This is a genomic window from Nocardia cerradoensis NBRC 101014, assembly GCF_000308535.1.
GTDB classification, from domain to species: Bacteria; Actinomycetota; Actinomycetes; order Mycobacteriales; family Mycobacteriaceae; genus Nocardia; species Nocardia cerradoensis.
Window position 1 is genome coordinate 15,046 of record NZ_BAFW01000373.1, and the last position, 17,052, is coordinate 32,097.

10 protein-coding genes and 1 pseudogene are annotated in these 17,052 nt (G+C 70.8%); 10 read left to right on the top strand and 1 reads right to left on the bottom strand.

Annotated elements, in window-relative coordinates; genetic code table 11:
• The first annotated feature begins 1 nt into the window (after position 1).
• The 7 genes from ON23_RS32095 to ON23_RS32125 all read left to right on the top strand — a co-directional run bounded on the left by ON23_RS32095 (position 2) and on the right by ON23_RS32125 (position 13,297).
• A complete protein-coding gene (locus ON23_RS32095; protein WP_051043644.1) occupies positions 2-3,379 on the top strand; it encodes a type I polyketide synthase in 3,378 nt (1,125 codons plus the stop codon).
• On the top strand, positions 3,376-9,657 hold the full coding sequence (locus ON23_RS36350; RefSeq protein ID WP_051043645.1) for a type I polyketide synthase: 6,282 nt from the start codon (positions 3,376-3,378) through the stop codon (positions 9,655-9,657). Before ON23_RS32095 ends, ON23_RS36350 begins: the two co-directional genes overlap by 4 nt.
• Complete coding sequence (locus tag ON23_RS32105; RefSeq protein ID WP_039783006.1) at positions 9,654-10,559, top strand: 3-oxoacyl-[acyl-carrier-protein] synthase III C-terminal domain-containing protein; 906 nt, start codon at positions 9,654-9,656, stop codon at positions 10,557-10,559. The genes ON23_RS36350 and ON23_RS32105 overlap by 4 nt, the downstream gene beginning before the upstream one ends.
• 1 nt (position 10,560) lies before the next feature.
• On the top strand, positions 10,561-11,892 hold the full coding sequence (gene fabD, locus ON23_RS32110) for an ACP S-malonyltransferase (RefSeq protein WP_063821378.1): 1,332 nt from the start codon (positions 10,561-10,563) through the stop codon (positions 11,890-11,892).
• Between the two features lie 79 nt (positions 11,893-11,971).
• A complete protein-coding gene (locus ON23_RS32115; RefSeq protein WP_094027364.1) occupies positions 11,972-12,280 on the top strand; it encodes a hypothetical protein in 309 nt (102 codons plus the stop codon).
• Positions 12,277-12,708: a hypothetical protein gene (locus ON23_RS32120; protein WP_039783008.1), complete on the top strand. Its 432-nt coding sequence runs from the start codon at positions 12,277-12,279 to the stop codon at positions 12,706-12,708. Before ON23_RS32115 ends, ON23_RS32120 begins: the two co-directional genes overlap by 4 nt.
• Positions 12,698-13,297, top strand: a complete 600-nt coding sequence (locus tag ON23_RS32125) for a TetR/AcrR family transcriptional regulator (RefSeq protein ID WP_051043646.1) — start codon at positions 12,698-12,700, stop codon at positions 13,295-13,297. The genes ON23_RS32120 and ON23_RS32125 overlap by 11 nt, the downstream gene beginning before the upstream one ends.
• A 20-nt stretch (positions 13,298-13,317) precedes the next feature.
• Here the strand turns inward: ON23_RS32125 and ON23_RS32130 are convergent, their stop codons facing one another.
• Positions 13,318-13,488 (bottom strand): ParB N-terminal domain-containing protein, encoded by a 171-nt coding sequence (locus tag ON23_RS32130; RefSeq protein ID WP_157104017.1) that lies wholly within the window; start codon positions 13,486-13,488, stop codon positions 13,318-13,320.
• A 137-nt stretch (positions 13,489-13,625) separates the two neighbouring features.
• Between ON23_RS32130 and ON23_RS32135 the strand changes: the two genes are divergently transcribed.
• The 3 genes and pseudogenes from ON23_RS32135 to ON23_RS32145 form a co-directional block, all read left to right on the top strand.
• The gene (locus ON23_RS32135; protein WP_157170353.1) at positions 13,626-14,663 is read left to right on the top strand and encodes an AraC family transcriptional regulator; all 1,038 of its coding nucleotides are present in this window, start codon (positions 13,626-13,628) and stop codon (positions 14,661-14,663) included.
• Between the two features lie 310 nt (positions 14,664-14,973).
• Complete coding sequence (locus tag ON23_RS32140; RefSeq protein WP_210743857.1) at positions 14,974-16,746, top strand: FUSC family protein; 1,773 nt, start codon at positions 14,974-14,976, stop codon at positions 16,744-16,746.
• Positions 16,746-17,052 (top strand): annotated as a pseudogene (locus ON23_RS32145) (hypothetical protein); the annotation flags it as partial. The gene ON23_RS32140 and the pseudogene ON23_RS32145, both read left to right, overlap by 1 nt.

Genomic DNA, 17,052 nt, shown 5'->3' on the forward strand with positions numbered 1-17,052 from the left:
TATGTCCGCAGCACCTTCCGAATCCGCCGGCACCGGCGGTGCGACACCCGACCGCGAACAGCGCATCGCCGCGGCCCTGCGCGCGGCCCGCGAGCGGCTGGCCGAACCCCGCCCGGCGGAACCGATCGCGATCGTCGGCATCGGCTGCCGGTTCCCCGGCGGCATCACCGATCCGGACAGCCTGTGGGACGTCGTCGCCGGCGGTGTCGACGCCACCGGCGAACAGCCCGGCGATCGCTGGGATGTGCGGCGGTTCTACGATCCGGACCCGGACAAGCCCGGCACCATCTACACCACTCGCGGCGGATTCCTCGACGCCGTGGACATGTTCGACGCCGACTTCTTCGGCATCTCGCCGCGCGAAGCGCATGCGATGGACCCGCAGCAGCGGCTTCTGCTGGAGATCGCGTGGGAGGCGGTGGAGAACGCGGGTATCGCGCCCCAGCGGCTGCGCGGATCCGATACCGGGCTGTTCGTCGGATTCAGCTGGCGCGACTACGACCGCGTCGCCGTCGCCGATGTCCCCGAGGCCATGAACGCCTATGCGGGGCTGGGCAATACACCGAGTATCGCGGTGGGCCGGGTGGCGTACACGCTGGACCTGCACGGGCCGGTGTCGCTGGTCGACACCGCGTGCTCATCCTCGCTGGTCGCGGTGCATCAGGCGGTGCAGAGCCTGCGCAACGGCGACTGTTCGACCGCGCTCGCCGGTGGTGTGAATCTGATCCTCTCGCCGTTCTCGACGATGTTCTGCTGCCGCATCCGCGCGCTGTCGCCGGACGGCCGCTGCAAGACCTTCGATGCCTCCGCCGACGGGTACGGCCGCGCCGAGGGAGCCGGTCTGGTGGTGCTCAAGCGGTTGTCGCAGGCACAGCGCGACGGCGACCGGATCTACGCGGTGATCCGCGGCTCCGCGGTCAACCACGACGGGCGGACCGGCGGGCTCACCGTGCCGAGCGCCCGCGCCCAGGAGGCGGTGGTGCGGGCCGCGTTGCGGACGGCGAATGTCGAACCGGCGCAGGTGAACTACATCGAGGCCCACGGCACGGGCACCGCCCTGGGCGATCCGATCGAAATCGGCGCGCTGAATTCCGTCTTCGGCGCCGCCCGAGCGCCGCTGTGGGTCGGGTCGATCAAATCGAATTTCGGGCACGCCGAGACGGCCGCGGGGATCGCCGGCCTGATCAAGGCGGCCCTGGCCGTTCAACGCGGTGTGGTGCCGCCGACCCTGCATGTGCGGGAACCGAATCCGCGCATCGATTGGGCGTCCGGTTCGGCGCGGGTGGTCACCGAGACCACCCCGTGGCCGGCGGGATCGCGGATAGCGGGTGTCAGTTCGTTCGGGTTCAGCGGGACCAATGCGCACGTGGTGGTCGAACAGCCGCCGGTGGCCCCCGCATCCGGCACCGCCGTGCCCTCGGGTCTGCTGACGCTGTCCGCGCGGACCGACGAAGCGTTGCGGGCGCAATCGCGGCGATTCGCGCTGGCGCTGCGTACCGCCGATCCGACACAGCTCGAACCTGTCTGCGCGACAGCCAATCTCGGCCGCAACACGTTCGAACACCGGCTCGCCGTGGTGGCCGGGAGTACGACCGCGATGGCGGCCGCCCTGGACGCCCATTCCGCCGGGCAGTGGCAGCCGTCGGTCGTGACCGGCCATGTGCCGCGCGGCCGAGCCGTGCGTACCGCCCTGCTGATCGACCATCGCGAGCCCGGGGTGGAGCCGCTCGATCGCGAGAACTACACCGGCTCCGGCGTTTTCCGCGCCGCGGTCGACGAATGCCTGGACGCGACCTCGTCCCGGGAGAGTTTCCGGACCGCCCTGTTCGCCGGGCTGGCACCCCATCAGGCGCAGCGGGTACCCGGCCTGGCGGATGCGCTGGCCTTCGTACACCGCTACGCCATCACTCGCCAACTGCTGGCATTCGGACTGCGCCCGGCTGCCGTCCTGGGCGTCGGGGTGGGGGAGTACGTCGTCGCCGCGATCACCGGAATTCTGGAACCCGCTGTGGCACTGCGTGCTTCGGTGTCGGCCGCGGCCCTGCTCGGCGAGCGCGCCGTGGCACGCACCGACGACGGCGCCCTGCTCGACGCGGTGCTGCGCGAAACCGGTGCGCGCCTGTGCGGTCGCTCCGGCAACCGCTACCTGCTGGAGGCCGGTCCCGGCGGCCGCGAGGCGCTGCTGGATCGCCTGCGCGCCGCCGGTATCGCCGCCACGACCCACGCCGAACTACGCGACCACCTGGGAACGGCAGTGCCCGACCTGGGGCGGCCGGGCGATCCCGAATTCACCGTCGTCTCCGCGCACACCGGGGTGCGCCTCGGCCGCGAAGCAGCCGATCCCGCCTACTGGTCGACCCGCGCGCTGTGGCCGGCCCATCTGGACCGAGCCTTCGGCACGCTGCGGGAACTCGGCTGCACCGTCGTCGCCGAAGTCGCGGGGGCGACGCTGACCGACCTCGGCGGGCACCGCCTGACCGAATCCGAGAGTCGCCGGCTCACCACGGGTACCACCCGCGGCGAACTGACCCGGTGCACGGCCGGACTGTTCGCGGCCGGAGCCGTCGACGACCTGCGTGACCTGCACGGTACCGACTACCCCCGGATCACGCTGCCCACCTATCCATTCCAACGTCGCCGGTACTGGGTGGAAGCACCCGGCTCGGCCCTCGGTGCACCGAGTACACCGGCCGCCTCGGCGCTCGCACCGCATGCCGAGGCGCTCGGCGCGGACGCCCGCGACGCCGCCGAAACGGTCACTCTCGACGCCTCGCGACCGGCCACGACAGGAACGGGCGAAGACCGGGGAGCTGCCTCCGAGTCCCCTGTCCCCGAATCGCCCGCACGCACTGGAGCCGGTGCGACCGTGGGGGACGCGCCGGCGATCACGGCCGTCGAACCCGCGCGGTCGGACGCGGACCTGTTCCTGCTGCGCCGCCGGGTGAGCGCGGTCGTCGTGGCGAGTATCCGGCAGGTGTTCCAGATGCCGGAGTCCGATCCCGTCGATCTGCACACCCCGCTGCAGGAACTCGGTTTCGACTCGTTGATGGCGATCGAACTGCGCACCGTCCTGGGCCGTGCCCTCGCGCTACCGATCGAGGCGGCATTCGCCTTCGAATTCCCCACGGCGACAGCGCAAATCACCGAACTCACCGCTCGATTGACCGTCGCGCCGACGATTCCGCCCGCCCCGGTCGCGCAACCGGCGACGTCGGCAGAGCCGGGCCCCGAGCCCGACGGCGACGCGGCCGGTCCGCACCCCGTGCCGTTCGACATCCCCGTCAGCACGACCCGTACTCCGCTCGACGGGCTGAGCGAATCCGATCTCATCGCGCTGGCTCGCGCGGAAGTGGCCGCCCTGGAAGAGGTGCTGCGTTGACCCCGACCGCGACGAATTCGAGTGCGCTGCCCGAGGGCGGCGACAGCAGCGAGGCCTTACGTGGCGCCATCGCCGCCTTGCGTACCGCCCGTGGCGCGCTGGCGCAGCGCAGTGAGCCGGTCGCGGTGATCGGTGCGGGCTGCCGCCTGCCCGGCGGGGTCGATTCGCTGGACCGATTCGCCGAATTCCTGCGCGCGGGCGGCGACGGCGTGGTCGACATTCCGCCGGACCGCTGGGACGTCGAGCACTACTACGACGCCGATGCCGACGCACCCGGCCGATCCTTCATCGCGAAGATCGGCGCCCTCACCGATATCGGCGATTTCGATGCCGCCTTCTTCGGTATCTCACCGCGCGAGGCCGAGGCCATGGACCCGCAGCAGCGACTGCTGCTCGAGGTCACGTGGGAGGCACTCGAACACGCCGCCGTCCCACCCGAAACCCTGCGCGAGAGCCGAACCGGCGTCTTCGTCGGCATGTGCCCCAACGATTACGGCGCCGCGGCCACCGATCCGGCGGCGATCGACATCTACTCCGCGACCGGTCTGGCGCCGTCGGTGGCGGCCGGGCGGATCGCCTATCACCTCGGACTGCAGGGCCCCGCCCTGGTCGTCGACACCGCGTGCTCGTCCGCGCTGGTCGCGCTGCATCTGGCGGTGCAGAGCCTGCGTGCGGGGGAGTGCGATGTGGCCTTGGTGGCCGGAGTCAATCTGATCGTCTCCCCGCAGTCGATGATCTCGATGTCGAAACTGCGGGCCCCCTCGCCGAGCAATCGCTGCGCACCCTTCTCCGCGGCCGCCGACGGACTGGTGCGCGGCGAGGGCTGCGGCGTCGTCGTGCTGAAACGCGAATCCGCCGCCCACGCCGCCGGCGACCGCGTGCTGGCCTCGGTCGTGGCCACCGCCGTCGATCAGGACGGCCGCAGCAACGGCCTCACCGCCCCCAACGGCCGCGCCCAGGAACAGGTGCTGCGGGATGCGTTGCGCGAGGCCAAGGTGGAGGCCGGCCGCATCGACTACATCGAGGCGCACGGCACCGGCACCCCGTTGGGCGACCCCATCGAATTACGCGCGCTGTCGGCGGTTTTCGGCACCGAACGTGACCGTCCGCTGCTCGTCGGATCGGCCAAGGGCAACCTGGGGCATCTGGAACCGGCCGCCGGAATCGCCGGACTGCTCAAGGCCATCACGGTCGTCCGCGACCGGATCGTGCCGCCCACACTGCATTTCGACGCGCCGAATCCGCTGATCGACTGGGATGCCACGCCGATCGTGATCCCCGCCGCCGCGCAGGAGATCCCCGGCGCCGAACCGGTCTACGCCGGGGTCAGCGCGTTCGGATTCAGCGGGACCAACGCGCATACGATCATCACCGCGGCCCCCGGAACCGGATCGGCACCGGAGGAAGCCGCCGAACCGGCGCGGGAACTGCTGGTCCTGCCGCTGTCGGCGGCAACCGGACAGGCCCTGCGGGAGACGGCACTTCGCCTGCGTGACGAAGTGGCGGCCGGTACGCCGGCGCGCGACCTGTGCTTCACCGCGTCCCGACGCGCGGCCCTCGACCATCGTGCCGTGGTGATCGGCGAAACCGCCGCCGCGCTGCAACGCGGCCTCACCGCCATCGCCGAGGACCGTGACCGCGCGGGCGTGATCCGTGGCCGCCGCGGCGAACCGGGCGCCCTGGTCTTCGTCTTCGCCGGATTCGGTGGGCACTGGCCCGGGATGGGCGCCCAGCTCATGGCCGATCATCCGGTCTTCGCGCAGGCGGTGCGGCGATGCGCGGCCGCGTTCGAACCCCATCTGGGCATCGATATCGCGGAACTGCTGGCCGCCGGTGAATCCGACGGCGGCCGTATCGATCTCGCCCAGCCCATGTCCTTCGCGGTGCAGATCGGATTGGCGGAATTGCTGGCGGCCAACGGTTTCCGCCCCGATGCGGTCATCGGCCACAGTGTCGGTGAGATCGCGGCCGCCCGGGTCGCGGGGGCGCTGAGTCTCGCGGACGCGGCCGCGGTCATCGTCCACCGCAACCGGGTGCTGCGGGCGATCGAGGGAACCGGCGGCATGCTGTCGGTGCCGATGAGCGTCGGCGAGCTCGACGGATGGCTGGAACGGATCGAAGGCGAATTCGACCTCGCCGCGGTGAACGGTCCCGCGCAGGTCGTCGTCTCCGGCACGGTCGCCGATCTGGACCGGCTCGAAAAGGCCCTCGCCGCAGCGGGATACGACCCACGCCGGGTGAAGATCGAATCGGCCGCGCACAGTCGCCAGCTGGATCCGCACCTGGACGCCTTCGTCGAACGGATCGCCGGGATCACCGCGATCCCGGCTGGCCGGGCCGCGTTCCTGTCCACCGTCGAGTCCGACTACGTCCCCACCGGTGCGCTGACCGCCGACTACTGGGCCCGCAATCTGCGCAGCACGGTCCGCCTCGACGAGACGGTCGAGCGGGTGCTCGCGGAGGGCCCGGCGACCTTCGTCGAGATCGGGCCGAATCCGGTCCTGGTCGACGGTATCCGCGCCCGCATCGACGCCTCGAACGACCGGGGCACCGTGGCCGGTTCCCTGAAACGCAACGGCTATGCGCGCCGCGACATTCTGGAGCTGATCGCCCGGTTGTACGTGCACGGACTCCCCGTGGACTGGGCGGCTGCCGGGGTGCGCGGCCGGATCGTCGACCTGCCGTCGTATCCGTGGCAGCACAAGCGGTTCTGGGCGCGCTCCGATTGGGATGTGGCCGTCGAACAGCACGGCGGACAGGCGGTGGTCGAATCGTCCGTCAGCGGCGAACGCCTCCTGCAGCGGATGGTCGATCCCGCCCGCTCGCCCTGGCTGCTCGACCACGCCGTGGGCGAGACCCCGGTCGCCGCCGGTGCCTGGCTGGTCAATCTCGCCGCCGCGGCGCGTCTGCAGCACGGTTTCGGACCGGGATGCCATTTCGCCGATATCCGGTTCGAACGGGTGCTCACCCTGCCGGAGTCCGGCCGGCGCGTGCAGGTGGTGTTGCGCGACAACGAATTTCGGATCAGCGCCCGTTCGACCGAGTCGGGTGGCGCGGCCACGGTGTGGACCGAGCACGCTCGTGGACGGATCGTCGCGGGCGCGCAGCTTCCCGAGGCGCCGGGCCTGAGCACGGCACAGCGGCGCTGCCGCACCACGGTCGACCCGCAGAATCTCTACGCGGCCTACACCCGCAACGGCACCCGCTACGGGCCCGCGTTCCGCACCGTGACGGAACTGTCGGTCGGCGACGGCGAGGCGCTCGGCCGGGTGAGCGCGGCCGCCGGCGCGCGTGATCCCGAACAGGGGGTCACGGCGGCCGCGGTGCTCGACGGATGTTTCCAGGTGGTCGGCGCACTGGCCGGAGACGAACTGTTCCTGCCGTCCGCGATCGGCGCCCTGTCCGTCGCCGACCACATTCCGCCGCGGGTCCACGCCCACGTGCGCCGCTACTCCCGCGAAGGACGCCTGCAGACCGCCGATCTCGACATCTACGCCGACGACGGTTCCCTCGTCGCCACGGTGCGCGAGTTGACCGCGACCCGCGTCGACGGGGCGGATACCACCGAGGCCGCCGTCCTCGCGGTCGATTGGCAGCAGCGCCCGCGCACGACCGGCCGGCTCTCGGGACGCTGGGTGGTCGTCGGCGGCGACGCGGAGGACGACGCACCGCTGGGATCCGCGACGCTGATCCGGGAACTCGTCGCAGCGGGCGCCGCGACCGCCACCGCTGCCCTCGCGCCGAGCGCCGACGAGAGCGAACCGGAGGCCGCGACCTTCGACGAACCCGCGGACCACGTCCTCTACCTCGCCGGAACCGAGGACGGCGCAACGGCATTCGCCGATCTCGCCGCCCTGCTCGGCCTCGCGCGCACCCTCGTGCGGAGACCCTCCGCGCCGCGGCTGTGGGTGGTCACGCGCGGCGGACAGGCGGTGGCGCGGGAATGCGTGGACCCGTGGCAGGCCGGCCTGTGGGGTTTCGGCACGGCCCTGGCCGCCGAACACCCCGAATTGCGGACCACGCTCGTCGACCTGGCCGCCGATGCGGGCGTGGACGGCGACGACGCGGCGGACCTGATCGCGGAACTCGCCGACGGCAGTGAGCGACATATCGCGCTGCGCTCCGGGATGCGGTGGGTCGCGCGCCTCGAACGGGTCCGGCTGAACCCGGAGCCGCCCGTCGTCGCCGCCGGAAACCGCGGCTTCGGGGTGGATATCGACGAGCCGGGCCGATTGCAGACGCTGACGCTGCGCGGACGCGGCCTGCCGCGACCGGGCCCGGGCGAGGTCGTCATCGCCGTGGCCGCGGCCGGCCTCAACTTCGCCGACGTGATGTGGGCCATGGGCTTCTTCTCCGATCTCGACGACGTGCCACTGGGATCGGAATGCGCCGGCACCGTCGTCGCCGTGGGCACGGAGGTCGATACGGTGCGCGTGGGCGACCGGGTCGTGGCGGTGGCGCTGAACAGCCTGGCCACCCATGCCGTCGCGGATGCGGCGCTGGTCCATCGGCTGCCGGAAACGTTCCCGCTCACCGATGCCGCGGCGCTGCCCACCGCCTACACCACCGCGTGCTACGCGCTCGAACATCTCGCCCGGGTGCGCCCGGGCATGCGCGTCCTGATCCATTCGGGTACCGGGGGAACGGGTTCGGCGGCCATCGCGGTGGCCCAGCGGCACGGGCTGGAGATCATCGCCACCGCGGGCACCGAGGACAAGCGCCGCTCCCTCCGAGAGCTGGGTATCGAGCACGTCTTCGATTCGCGCACTACGGAATTCGAGCAGCAGGTTCTCGACGTCACCGGCGGCGCGGGGGTCGATATCGTGCTCAACTCCCTCACCGGCGCGGCCGCCGAGGCGAGTCTGCGCACGGTCGCCGCCGACGGAATCTTCCTCGAGCTCGGCAAACGCGATATCTACGGCTCGGGGCGCCTGCCGCTGGAGCACTTCAAACGCCGCATCACCTACACCGCGGTCGATATGGCCGGACTGCACCGCGAACGCCCCGCCGTCTTCGCCGAACTGCTGCACCACACCCTGGACCGCGTCGTCTCCGGCGAACTGAGACCGCTTCCGGTGCAGACCTATCCGATCGCCGCGGCGCCGGAGGTCTTTCGTCTCATGAGCACCGGCGCGCACACCGGGAAACTGGTGCTGGTGACCGACGACGCGGCCACCACCGACATCGTGCGCGGCGCCGCGCAGGGGCTGGCCGAACCCGGCTGCGTCCTGATCACCGGCGGCCTCGGCGGGCTCGGTCTCGACCTGGCCCGCACCCTGGTCGAACGCGGCGGCGCGCAGATCGGGCTGCTGGCCCGCCGCGAGCCGAACGCCGGGGAACGCGCGATCATCGACGAACTCAACGCCGCGGGCGAGCGGGTCCGGGTGGAGCGCGCCGACGTCGCCGATGCGGCCGAGGTCGGCGCCGCCGTCGCGCGGCTGCGCACCCGGGTCGGCCCGGTGCGCGGTGTGTTCCATCTCGCGGCCGTTCTGCGTGACGCCGTACTGACCAATCAGAGCTGGGCCCAGTTCGATCCGGTGCTGCGCCCGAAGGCGTTGGGAGCCTGGAATGTGCACCGCGCCGTGGCGGGTGATCCCGTCGAGTACTTCGTGATGTACTCCTCCACCGCGACGGTGCTGCCGTCGGGCGGTCAATTGAACTATGCCGCCGCCAACGCGTTTCTCGACGGCCTGGCCCACTACCGGCGCGCCCAGGGCCTGGCGGCCACCGCGGTGGCGTGGGGTCCCTTCCGCGACACCGGACTCGCCGCGCGCAGCACCGCGACGGAGGAGTATCTGGCCGGCCGCGGAATTCGCTCGCTGACACCGGCGGCGGGGTACTCCCTGCTGGAGACGCTGCTCGACGACGGCCGCCCCCGCGCCGCGATCATCGGTCTCGACGCGGACGCCTGGCTGGGTGCGCACCCCTTCGCGCGCGCCGTACCGCTGTACGAACCGTTGCGCGCCATGGGTTCCGGCACCACCTCGGCCTTGGCGGACGAACTGCGCCGCCTGCCGGCCGAGGAGCGCGAGGCCGCGGTGTGGGAGCTGCTGCTGAGCAGGACGGCGGCGGTACTGCGCATCGACACCGACGAAATCGACCCGGCCACACCGTTTCTGGAGCTCGGCATGAGCTCGCTCGCACTGCTCGAATTCAAGAACGGGCTGTCGGCCGCCCTGGGCATCGGCCTGCCCGGTGCGGTGCACTGGGAACATCCGACCGTGCGGGCGATGCACCGCTATCTGTCCGGCCGGCTACGCGAGGAGGAGTCGCGATGAGCGTCTACCTGCACGGCATCTCCTACGCGGTCGGCGCCCGCGAGCCGATCGCCGGCCTCGAACCGCTGCGGGACGACCCAGCCATGCTGCGCGATATGCACGGCCTCGGCCTGTACCACTACTGCCGCACCGAACAGACCCCGCTGCAACTGGCCGCCGAAGTCGTAGCGAGCACCCTCGATCGGATCCCGGTGGATGCCGCCGAGATCGACCTGCTGGTCTACGCGTCGTCGAGTCCCGAAACCGGCGCGCTGGCCGGTGGTGACTTCCTGCGCTTCTGTGAGCGTTTCGGACTCACCCGCGCCACTCCGATCGGTGTCACGCTGGCCGAATGCGCGAATTTCGGCAGTGCCCTGCGTATCGCGCACAGCCTGGTGGCCGCCGGATCGGCCCGCAACGTCCTGGTGGTCACCTCCGACGCGTGCCCGGACCCGCACGCCCGCATTCTGCGCGACGCGCTCTCGGTACTGAGCGACGGCGCCGCCGCCTGTCTGATCACCTCCGCCGAACCGTCGCGGATCGAGGTGCTCGGCTCGAATCAGGGCACCAATCAGCTGATCCGGGTGGCGAAGATGCCGGCGCTGGCGGGGCTGACCAAGCGTGGCCTGTCCCGCGCGGTCGCCGATATGCTCGACCGCGCCGGCCTGGACCGCGGCGACGTGCGGCGCATCATCGCCAACAACGTCAACGAGGAGGCCGTGCGATTCATGGCCGATTCGGCCGGACTCGACCACGACCTGTGCTACCTGGACAACATCGCCGACTACGCGCATGTGCATTCGGCCGACAACCTGATCAATCTGCAGACGTATCTGGAGGACGGCGTCGCGCCGGGGGAGATCGTCATGACCATCAGCCACGGGTTCGGCACCTGGGGCGTCTCACTGTTGAGGATCGGCTGACATGCTCGCATTCGTATTCCCCGGTCAGGGCGCCCAATTCCCCGGCATGGGCAAGGCGCTGGCCGACACCTACCCGGTCGCGCGCGAGATCTTCGACCGTGCCGACGCGGCGATCGACTTCGGCCTGAGCGAGCTGTGCTTCGCCGGCGACCCGGCGGATCTGGCCCGGACCGAATACGCCCAGCCCGCGATCCTGGCCACCAGTGTGGCCGCCTATCGAGTGCTGGTGTCGGAGACCGGCATTCATCCGATGGTCGTGGCCGGGCACAGCCTCGGTGAGATCACCGCCCACGTCTGCGCCGGTGCCCTCGACATCGAGACCGCGGTGCGCCTGGTGCGTCGACGGGGCGCCCTGATGCAGGAAGCGGTGCCGCCGGGGGCGGGCGCGATGGTGGCGGTGATGGGTCTGGCCGCCGACGAGGTCGACCGGATCTGCACCGCCGCAGCGCAATCCGAGGTCGTCGCGGTCGCCAACTACAACGGCGCGAGTCAGGTGGTGATCTCCGGGCACACCGGCGCGGTCGGCAGGGCGCGGCACCTCGCCGAGGAACACGGGGCGATCACCCGTGCGCTCGACGTCAGCGCGCCGTTCCACTGCGCACTCATGGCACCGGCCGCCGCCGCGTTCCGATCCGAACTCGCCCGTGCCGAATTCACGTCGCCGCGAATTCCGGTGGTGGAGGGCACGTCCGGGCGGTGGCGAACCGATGCCGACCCGGTCGACTCGCTGTCCGCGCAGATCTGCGCCCCGGTGCGCTGGGATGTGGTGATGGCCGGACTGGCGGCCCGCGGAGTTCGATACGTCATCGAAGCCGGGCCGGGCGCACGCCTCACATCCATGCTGCGCCGGTCGGAAAAGGGCATCGGCACAGCGCATTTCGGCGAGCCGCAGGATCTCGACGCCGTCGTCGCCCTGCTGGGTGACCGGCCGTGGCCGCGACACGAGCCCGGGTATTGGCAGCACGGCGACCGCGGCGACCTGTACGCGCCCGGTACCTCCGAGATCGTCTGGGCCGGTACCGACGACGCCGAGCCGATGACCGACGCGGCCTGGACCACCCGGTCCGACGGCTCACGTCAGCGTCGCTACGGCCCGATGGCGGTGATCACGGCGGACAACGCGCTGCGCACCTACGATCCGGCCGTGTGGACGCCGCGCGAGGACGGGGCCTATGTGCGCCGCGATCACACCGCCGTCGAGCACCCGGCCACCGGTGGTGACGGCTTCGACCCGGCGGAATGGATCGTCGACCCGTCCGGGACCATGCGGCGCCGCGACGGCTCCCGCGTCATCTGGCCCGATGGCGACGAGTGGAGTTTCGCCGCGCCCTGAGCGTTCTCATACGGTCGTATTGACCAAAGCCTCATACGTTCGTATGGTTGATCTCATACGAACGTATGAGAGGGGCGCGATGTTTCGTCTCGTGGAACTACTCGGTCTGTGCGCGCCTGTGCTGGGTGCGGCGATCGTGCTGTACTACCGCCGGCGGCTGGGGCGCGCGTTCGGCAGTGCGGTACTGGCCGCGGTGGTGGCGATGATCGGTTCGGTCATCGGCCTCGTCACGAGCCGGGCGATGTGGTTCGGTTCCGGTGGCGCCGAGGGCATGACGCAGCGCATGGAGTTCGGCGCCGGCGTCCGCAATCTCCTGCTGGTGCTGGCCTGGGCGCTGTTGCTGGTCGCCATCCGGCGCCGTCCGGCGCGGCCCGAGCAGGTGCGATGAGCGGCGCGCAGGTGGTGTTCGGCGCTGGTGAACTGGCGGTGGTGGCGCTGGCGGGGGTCTCGCTGGTGGCCGCGTCACGATTGGCGCGCAGCTATCGCATCGCCGGATGGTCGCTGGCCGCGGCGGCGGTGGTGTGGCTGGTAGCCGAGGGCGTACGCCTGGTGCAACTCGAAGCGGTCCTGCCCGCCTTGCCGGGACCGGACCACGAATCGGCCCGCATGCTCGTCACCCTGCTCGGCGACACCGTCTACTTCGGTCTGGGCGGTGCGGGTGTGCTGCTGCTGTTCTTCGCGGCCGTCGTGGAGCGGGCCTCCCGAGGCGACGGCCGCCGGGAACCGGTGGCGCTGGCGCGTCGGATAGGGGCGCAGGCGTGGCACTACTATCGGGCTCGCGATCAGCGGGAGAGGAGTCGGCGCGGTGGGCGTTGAGCGGACCGGGGCAGCGGCGGACGCGACCGCGACGGACCGTCGTGGCCACCTGCTCGACCGGCTGGCCGATGTCATCGCCGAGGACGGTATCGAGGGCGTCAGCATCCGCACGCTGGCCACGCGCGCCGGGGTGTCGATCGGTACGGTGCAGTACTACTTCTCGACGAAAGACGAACTCCTGCATCGGGTTTGGGAGTACGTGCGGGACGAGGCGGCGCACCGTTTCGACGCGGAGGCGGTGGCGCAGCTCCCGCCGGCGCAGCGTTTGTCCCGCCTCGTCGACCTGCTCATCGCCCCCGGCAGCGAGGATCGCCTCGCCCGGGTGTGGTTCGCGCTGGTCGCGCGCGCCGCCCACGACCCCGACATCGCGGCGCTGCATCGTGCCCAGTGGCAGCGCACGGAGGACCTGATCGCCCGGGCGCTGGTCGCCGTGAACCCGGAGCGCGCCGCCGAATCCGGTGCTGCCGCAGCGGAACTGCTGGCGCTGCTCGACGGGCTGACGCTCGCGGTCCTCACCGAACCCGATCGCATGCCGCCTGCCCGGGCGCGCAAGATCGCGCGTGGCTGGACCGATCGCTGGGCGGGCTAGCGACCAGCGCTCATGCGGTGTCAGTGCACCCGTGAGGAATCCGGAATCAGCCGGCCTTCCTCGACCAGCACTCGCAGCGCGGCGCGCCGGCGCGGGCATTCGTCGGTGCGGCAGCCCCGGTGCATCTGCATGATCTGATGCGCCTTCTGCGGGGTGAGGTCGAGCGGTTCCATCCAACAGGTGCTGAACATATCCACGGTGTAGTCGCCCTCCTCGATCCCTGCCTGCCCATCGGCCATCCCGTGCCGACGTCGGTCTGTCGAGGTTATGTCCCCGCTTTCGGGGACCGGAATGTGCCGAACGGACCGAATATTGGTAATTTCGGACTGTGGTTGGGATCGGTACGCCGTCCGATGTGTTGCCGCACGGCAGCGTCAGTGTGCGCATGATGGTGAGTGTCGGGATCGCGCATGGATTGGACGAACCGCTGTTATTGGCGGGCACCGGAATCGAACCCGCGGATCTGGCCGATGAACAGGTGCGAATTTGGCCGGATCAAGAATTCGCCGTCGCGCGCAATCTGATTCGCGCGCTCGGTGACCGGCCCGGTCTCGGCGTCCAGACCGCCGCGCAGGCATCCCTCGGCAAGGCCGGTCTGGTCGGCCTCGCGGCCCTGGCCAGCGCGACCATGCGCGATGTGCTGAACATCGCGGTCCGCTACCAGGATCTGGTCTCGGTCTCGGCGCGCTATCACCTGGAGGAGTCCGACGGCGACGAGGTCGCACTGGTGGCCGACGGCTCCGGAATACCGGCGGACCTGCGTGGATACTTCGTCGAACGCGAGGTGGCGCTGATCTTCGTGGCCGAGCGGGCGCTCGACGTGACCATCCCGGCCGTGCGCCTGGAACTGGAGCTGGGTGCCGATCGGGCCGCCGCGCTGGCCGAGTTCACCTCGGTCGACAACATCCTCAGCGACTGTCCGCGAACCGCGCTGGTACTGCCGCGTTCGTTCCTGGATCTGCGCATGCCACATGCCGATTCGCATACCGCGAACCTGATCGAACGGCAGTGCCGCGAGGCGCTGCAGGTACTGCTGGACGGCGGCTGGAAGTTGTCGACGCTGGTCCGCGAGCGCCTGCTGCGCGAACCGGGTTCGGTGCCGTCGATGGCCGAAGTAGCCGCTGAGCTGCACATCAACGTCCGTACGCTACGCCGGCAGCTCGCCGCCGAGGGCGCCAGCTTCCGCGGCCTGCTCAACACCGTGCGGGAGAGCACCGCGGCGGAGCTGCTGCGCGCCGGGTCGACGGTCGAGGATGTGGCCCGCCGGCTCGGATATGCGGAAACGGCCAATTTCACTCATGCCTTCACGCGATGGATGGGGATGTCGCCGCGGGCATACCGCCAGTCGCTGACCCGAAATCGATAGCGAATCGTGTCCTGACCCGTAATCGGATTTCGGGAATCCGTGATTTCCGATGCCCGAAACAATGTGTGGCACCGTGTCCCGGATAACTCGCTGCCGCATTTTTCGCCGCCCACATTCTGCATTCGCAATATGGCGACCGAATGCCGAAGAATTGCGCTGGGGCGGGTGGGCGGCCGCTCGACGGGGAAACCGCCCGTCGGCCGCCGGATTCCGCGGCGGCTCCGCCGGCGATCCGTGCCCGGTACGGACCCCTGGAGTGAGTGCTGGCCGTCATATAGTTTCCTAGTAAAATACCTGTTAACCTTCTTGGGTGTCGCATCGTGTTCCCTCCTCCTCGGCTGCCGGTTTCCGTACCACCCTGCGGATGCTGTCGCTGCGGGGCGTGTTCCGGATGCGGCCGGTCGCCGACACCTGGTATCAGGCGGCGCTGTGCGCGGTGATCGCCATCGGCGGGCCGGAGGTCGTGCTGCTGGCCACCGGGCAGGTGCAACTGGCCTTCTACACCAGCGCCGGCGGTCTGTGCGCCCTCTACGGTCACGGCCTGCCGTATGCCGCCCGCGGCCGCACGCTGGCCTGGGTGGTGCTCGGGATGTTCGCCGGCACCGCGGTCGCGTTGACCGCGTCGGCGCTGATCGAATCCGCGGCGCTACGGGTCCTGGTGATCGCGGTGCTCGCCGGGCTGTACAAGCTGGTCTGCGATGCCTCCCGGATGGGCCCGCCCGGCAACATCATCTTCACCTTCGTCGTCTCCAGCGCGGCCTTCATCCCGCAGCGCACCGAGCAACTCCCCGGCCACCTCGCCCTGATTCTGCTGGGCGGCGTCCTGGCGTGGTGTGTCTGTATGGCCCCGGCGCTGATACGCCCGCACGGGCCACAGCGCCTCGCCGTGGCGCGCGCCCTCGAATCGACCGCTCGGCTGCTGCGGGTGCCGCACGGCGATGCCGGAGTGCAGCGTGCCCGCCACGACGCCGCGGTCGCCGTGCAGGCCGGATGGACCGCGCTGGACCGGGTGCCCGCGACCGCCCGCACCGCGGTACAGCGCACCGCGCTGGCCGGCCTGCTGGCTCGCGCCGAAACCCTCGCCGCCACAACCCGGACCGCCGATTCCGGGTTGGCCCGGTATCCCTCCGATGCCGGAAGTGCCGGGGCGGAAACGGATTTCACGGCAACACGGGAGCGAACCAGAATCGACGCCGAGTCCGGGGCCGACACCCTCGAGCAGTACGCCCGCACCCTGCGCCGCGGCCGCGAGATTCCCCGGATCCATTGCGCCGCTGCCGAAGAGTCCGAGATTCGCGGTATCGGCCTCGGCCGAACCGGTGGCGCCCGCGGTGCGGCGTTGCGGCGGGTGGGACGTGCCTTCCTGCCCGGCGCCGCCGGACTGCCGCTCGCCGCCCGCGTCACCCTCGGTTCCGCGGCCGCGGGCTGGATCTCGTTGGCGCTGGGCGTGAATCGCCCGTACTGGGCGGTGATGACCGCCGCCGTTCTGATCGTCGCCAACACCGCGCAGTCGTGGCAGCGTACTGTGCAACGCGTGCTGGGCAATCTGGTGGGTGTCGCGCTGTTCACGGCGGTGGCGCCGTGGGCGCACAGCGCCGTCGCACTGGTGGTGATGGCTCTGGTCTGTCAGGTGATCGTCGAGGCCACCATCTCCCGGAACTATTGGGTCGCTTCGGTGTTCATCACACCGATGGCCCTGGCGATGGTGGAGTTCGCCACTCCGCGTCCGGCCTCCGAACTCGGACTCGATCGCTGGCTCGACACCTGTGTGGGCGCCGTGATCGCCGTGCTGATCTGTTTCGCCGTACCCAATCGGCGGGTCACCGACCGGGTGGCGGCGGCGTTGAGCGAACTCGATGCCGCGATCGGCCGCGCCCGCCGGGCGGTGGACTCCGGCACCGGCGGTCCCGCCGACCGGGCTCGGCTCGCGGCCGCCCTGATCGAGGTCCGCACCTGCGCCGACACCGCGGCGGGGGAGTGGTGGAGCGCGCCGCTTCCCGACGAACGCATCGTCGCCGCGGAACGCACCGGACATCAGCTGCTGGATCGGTTGCCGGTCCGGACCCTCGCGGCGGTGTCGTGATGACCGCGCGGACTCGGGCCGGAACGCGCGGCGCCGACACCGCCGACGATGCCGTCGCCGAGGTGATGCGGCAGTGGGCGCAGGCCGCGCCCGAACTCGATCTGAGCCCGATCGCGGTGATCGGCCGCATCACTCGCTGTGCGGCGCTGCTGCAGCAGGTCGCCGACGCACCGCTCGGCGACGAGGACCTGGCGCGACCGGAATTCGACATTCTGCTTGCGCTGCGGCGGGTCGGCGGAGAACTCACGCCGGGGCGGCTGGCACGCGAACGTTCGCCTCGCCCGCGGCCGTCACCAACGGCTGCGG

Excerpts from the sequence above, each read along its gene's own strand:
- ON23_RS32120 (WP_039783008.1), top strand. The coding sequence starts at position 12,277 with ATGAGCGGCGCGCAGGTGGTGTTCGGCGCTGGTGAACTGGCGGTGGTG.
- ON23_RS32105 (WP_039783006.1), top strand. The coding sequence starts at position 9,654 with ATGAGCGTCTACCTGCACGGCATCTCCTACGCGGTCGGCGCCCGCGAG.
- ON23_RS32115 (WP_094027364.1), top strand. The coding sequence starts at position 11,972 with ATGTTTCGTCTCGTGGAACTACTCGGTCTGTGCGCGCCTGTGCTGGGT.
- ON23_RS32095 (WP_051043644.1), top strand. The coding sequence starts at position 2 with ATGTCCGCAGCACCTTCCGAATCCGCCGGCACCGGCGGTGCGACACCC.
- fabD (WP_063821378.1), top strand. The coding sequence starts at position 10,561 with ATGCTCGCATTCGTATTCCCCGGTCAGGGCGCCCAATTCCCCGGCATG.
- ON23_RS32130 (WP_157104017.1), bottom strand. The coding sequence starts at position 13,488 with ATGTTCAGCACCTGTTGGATGGAACCGCTCGACCTCACCCCGCAGAAG.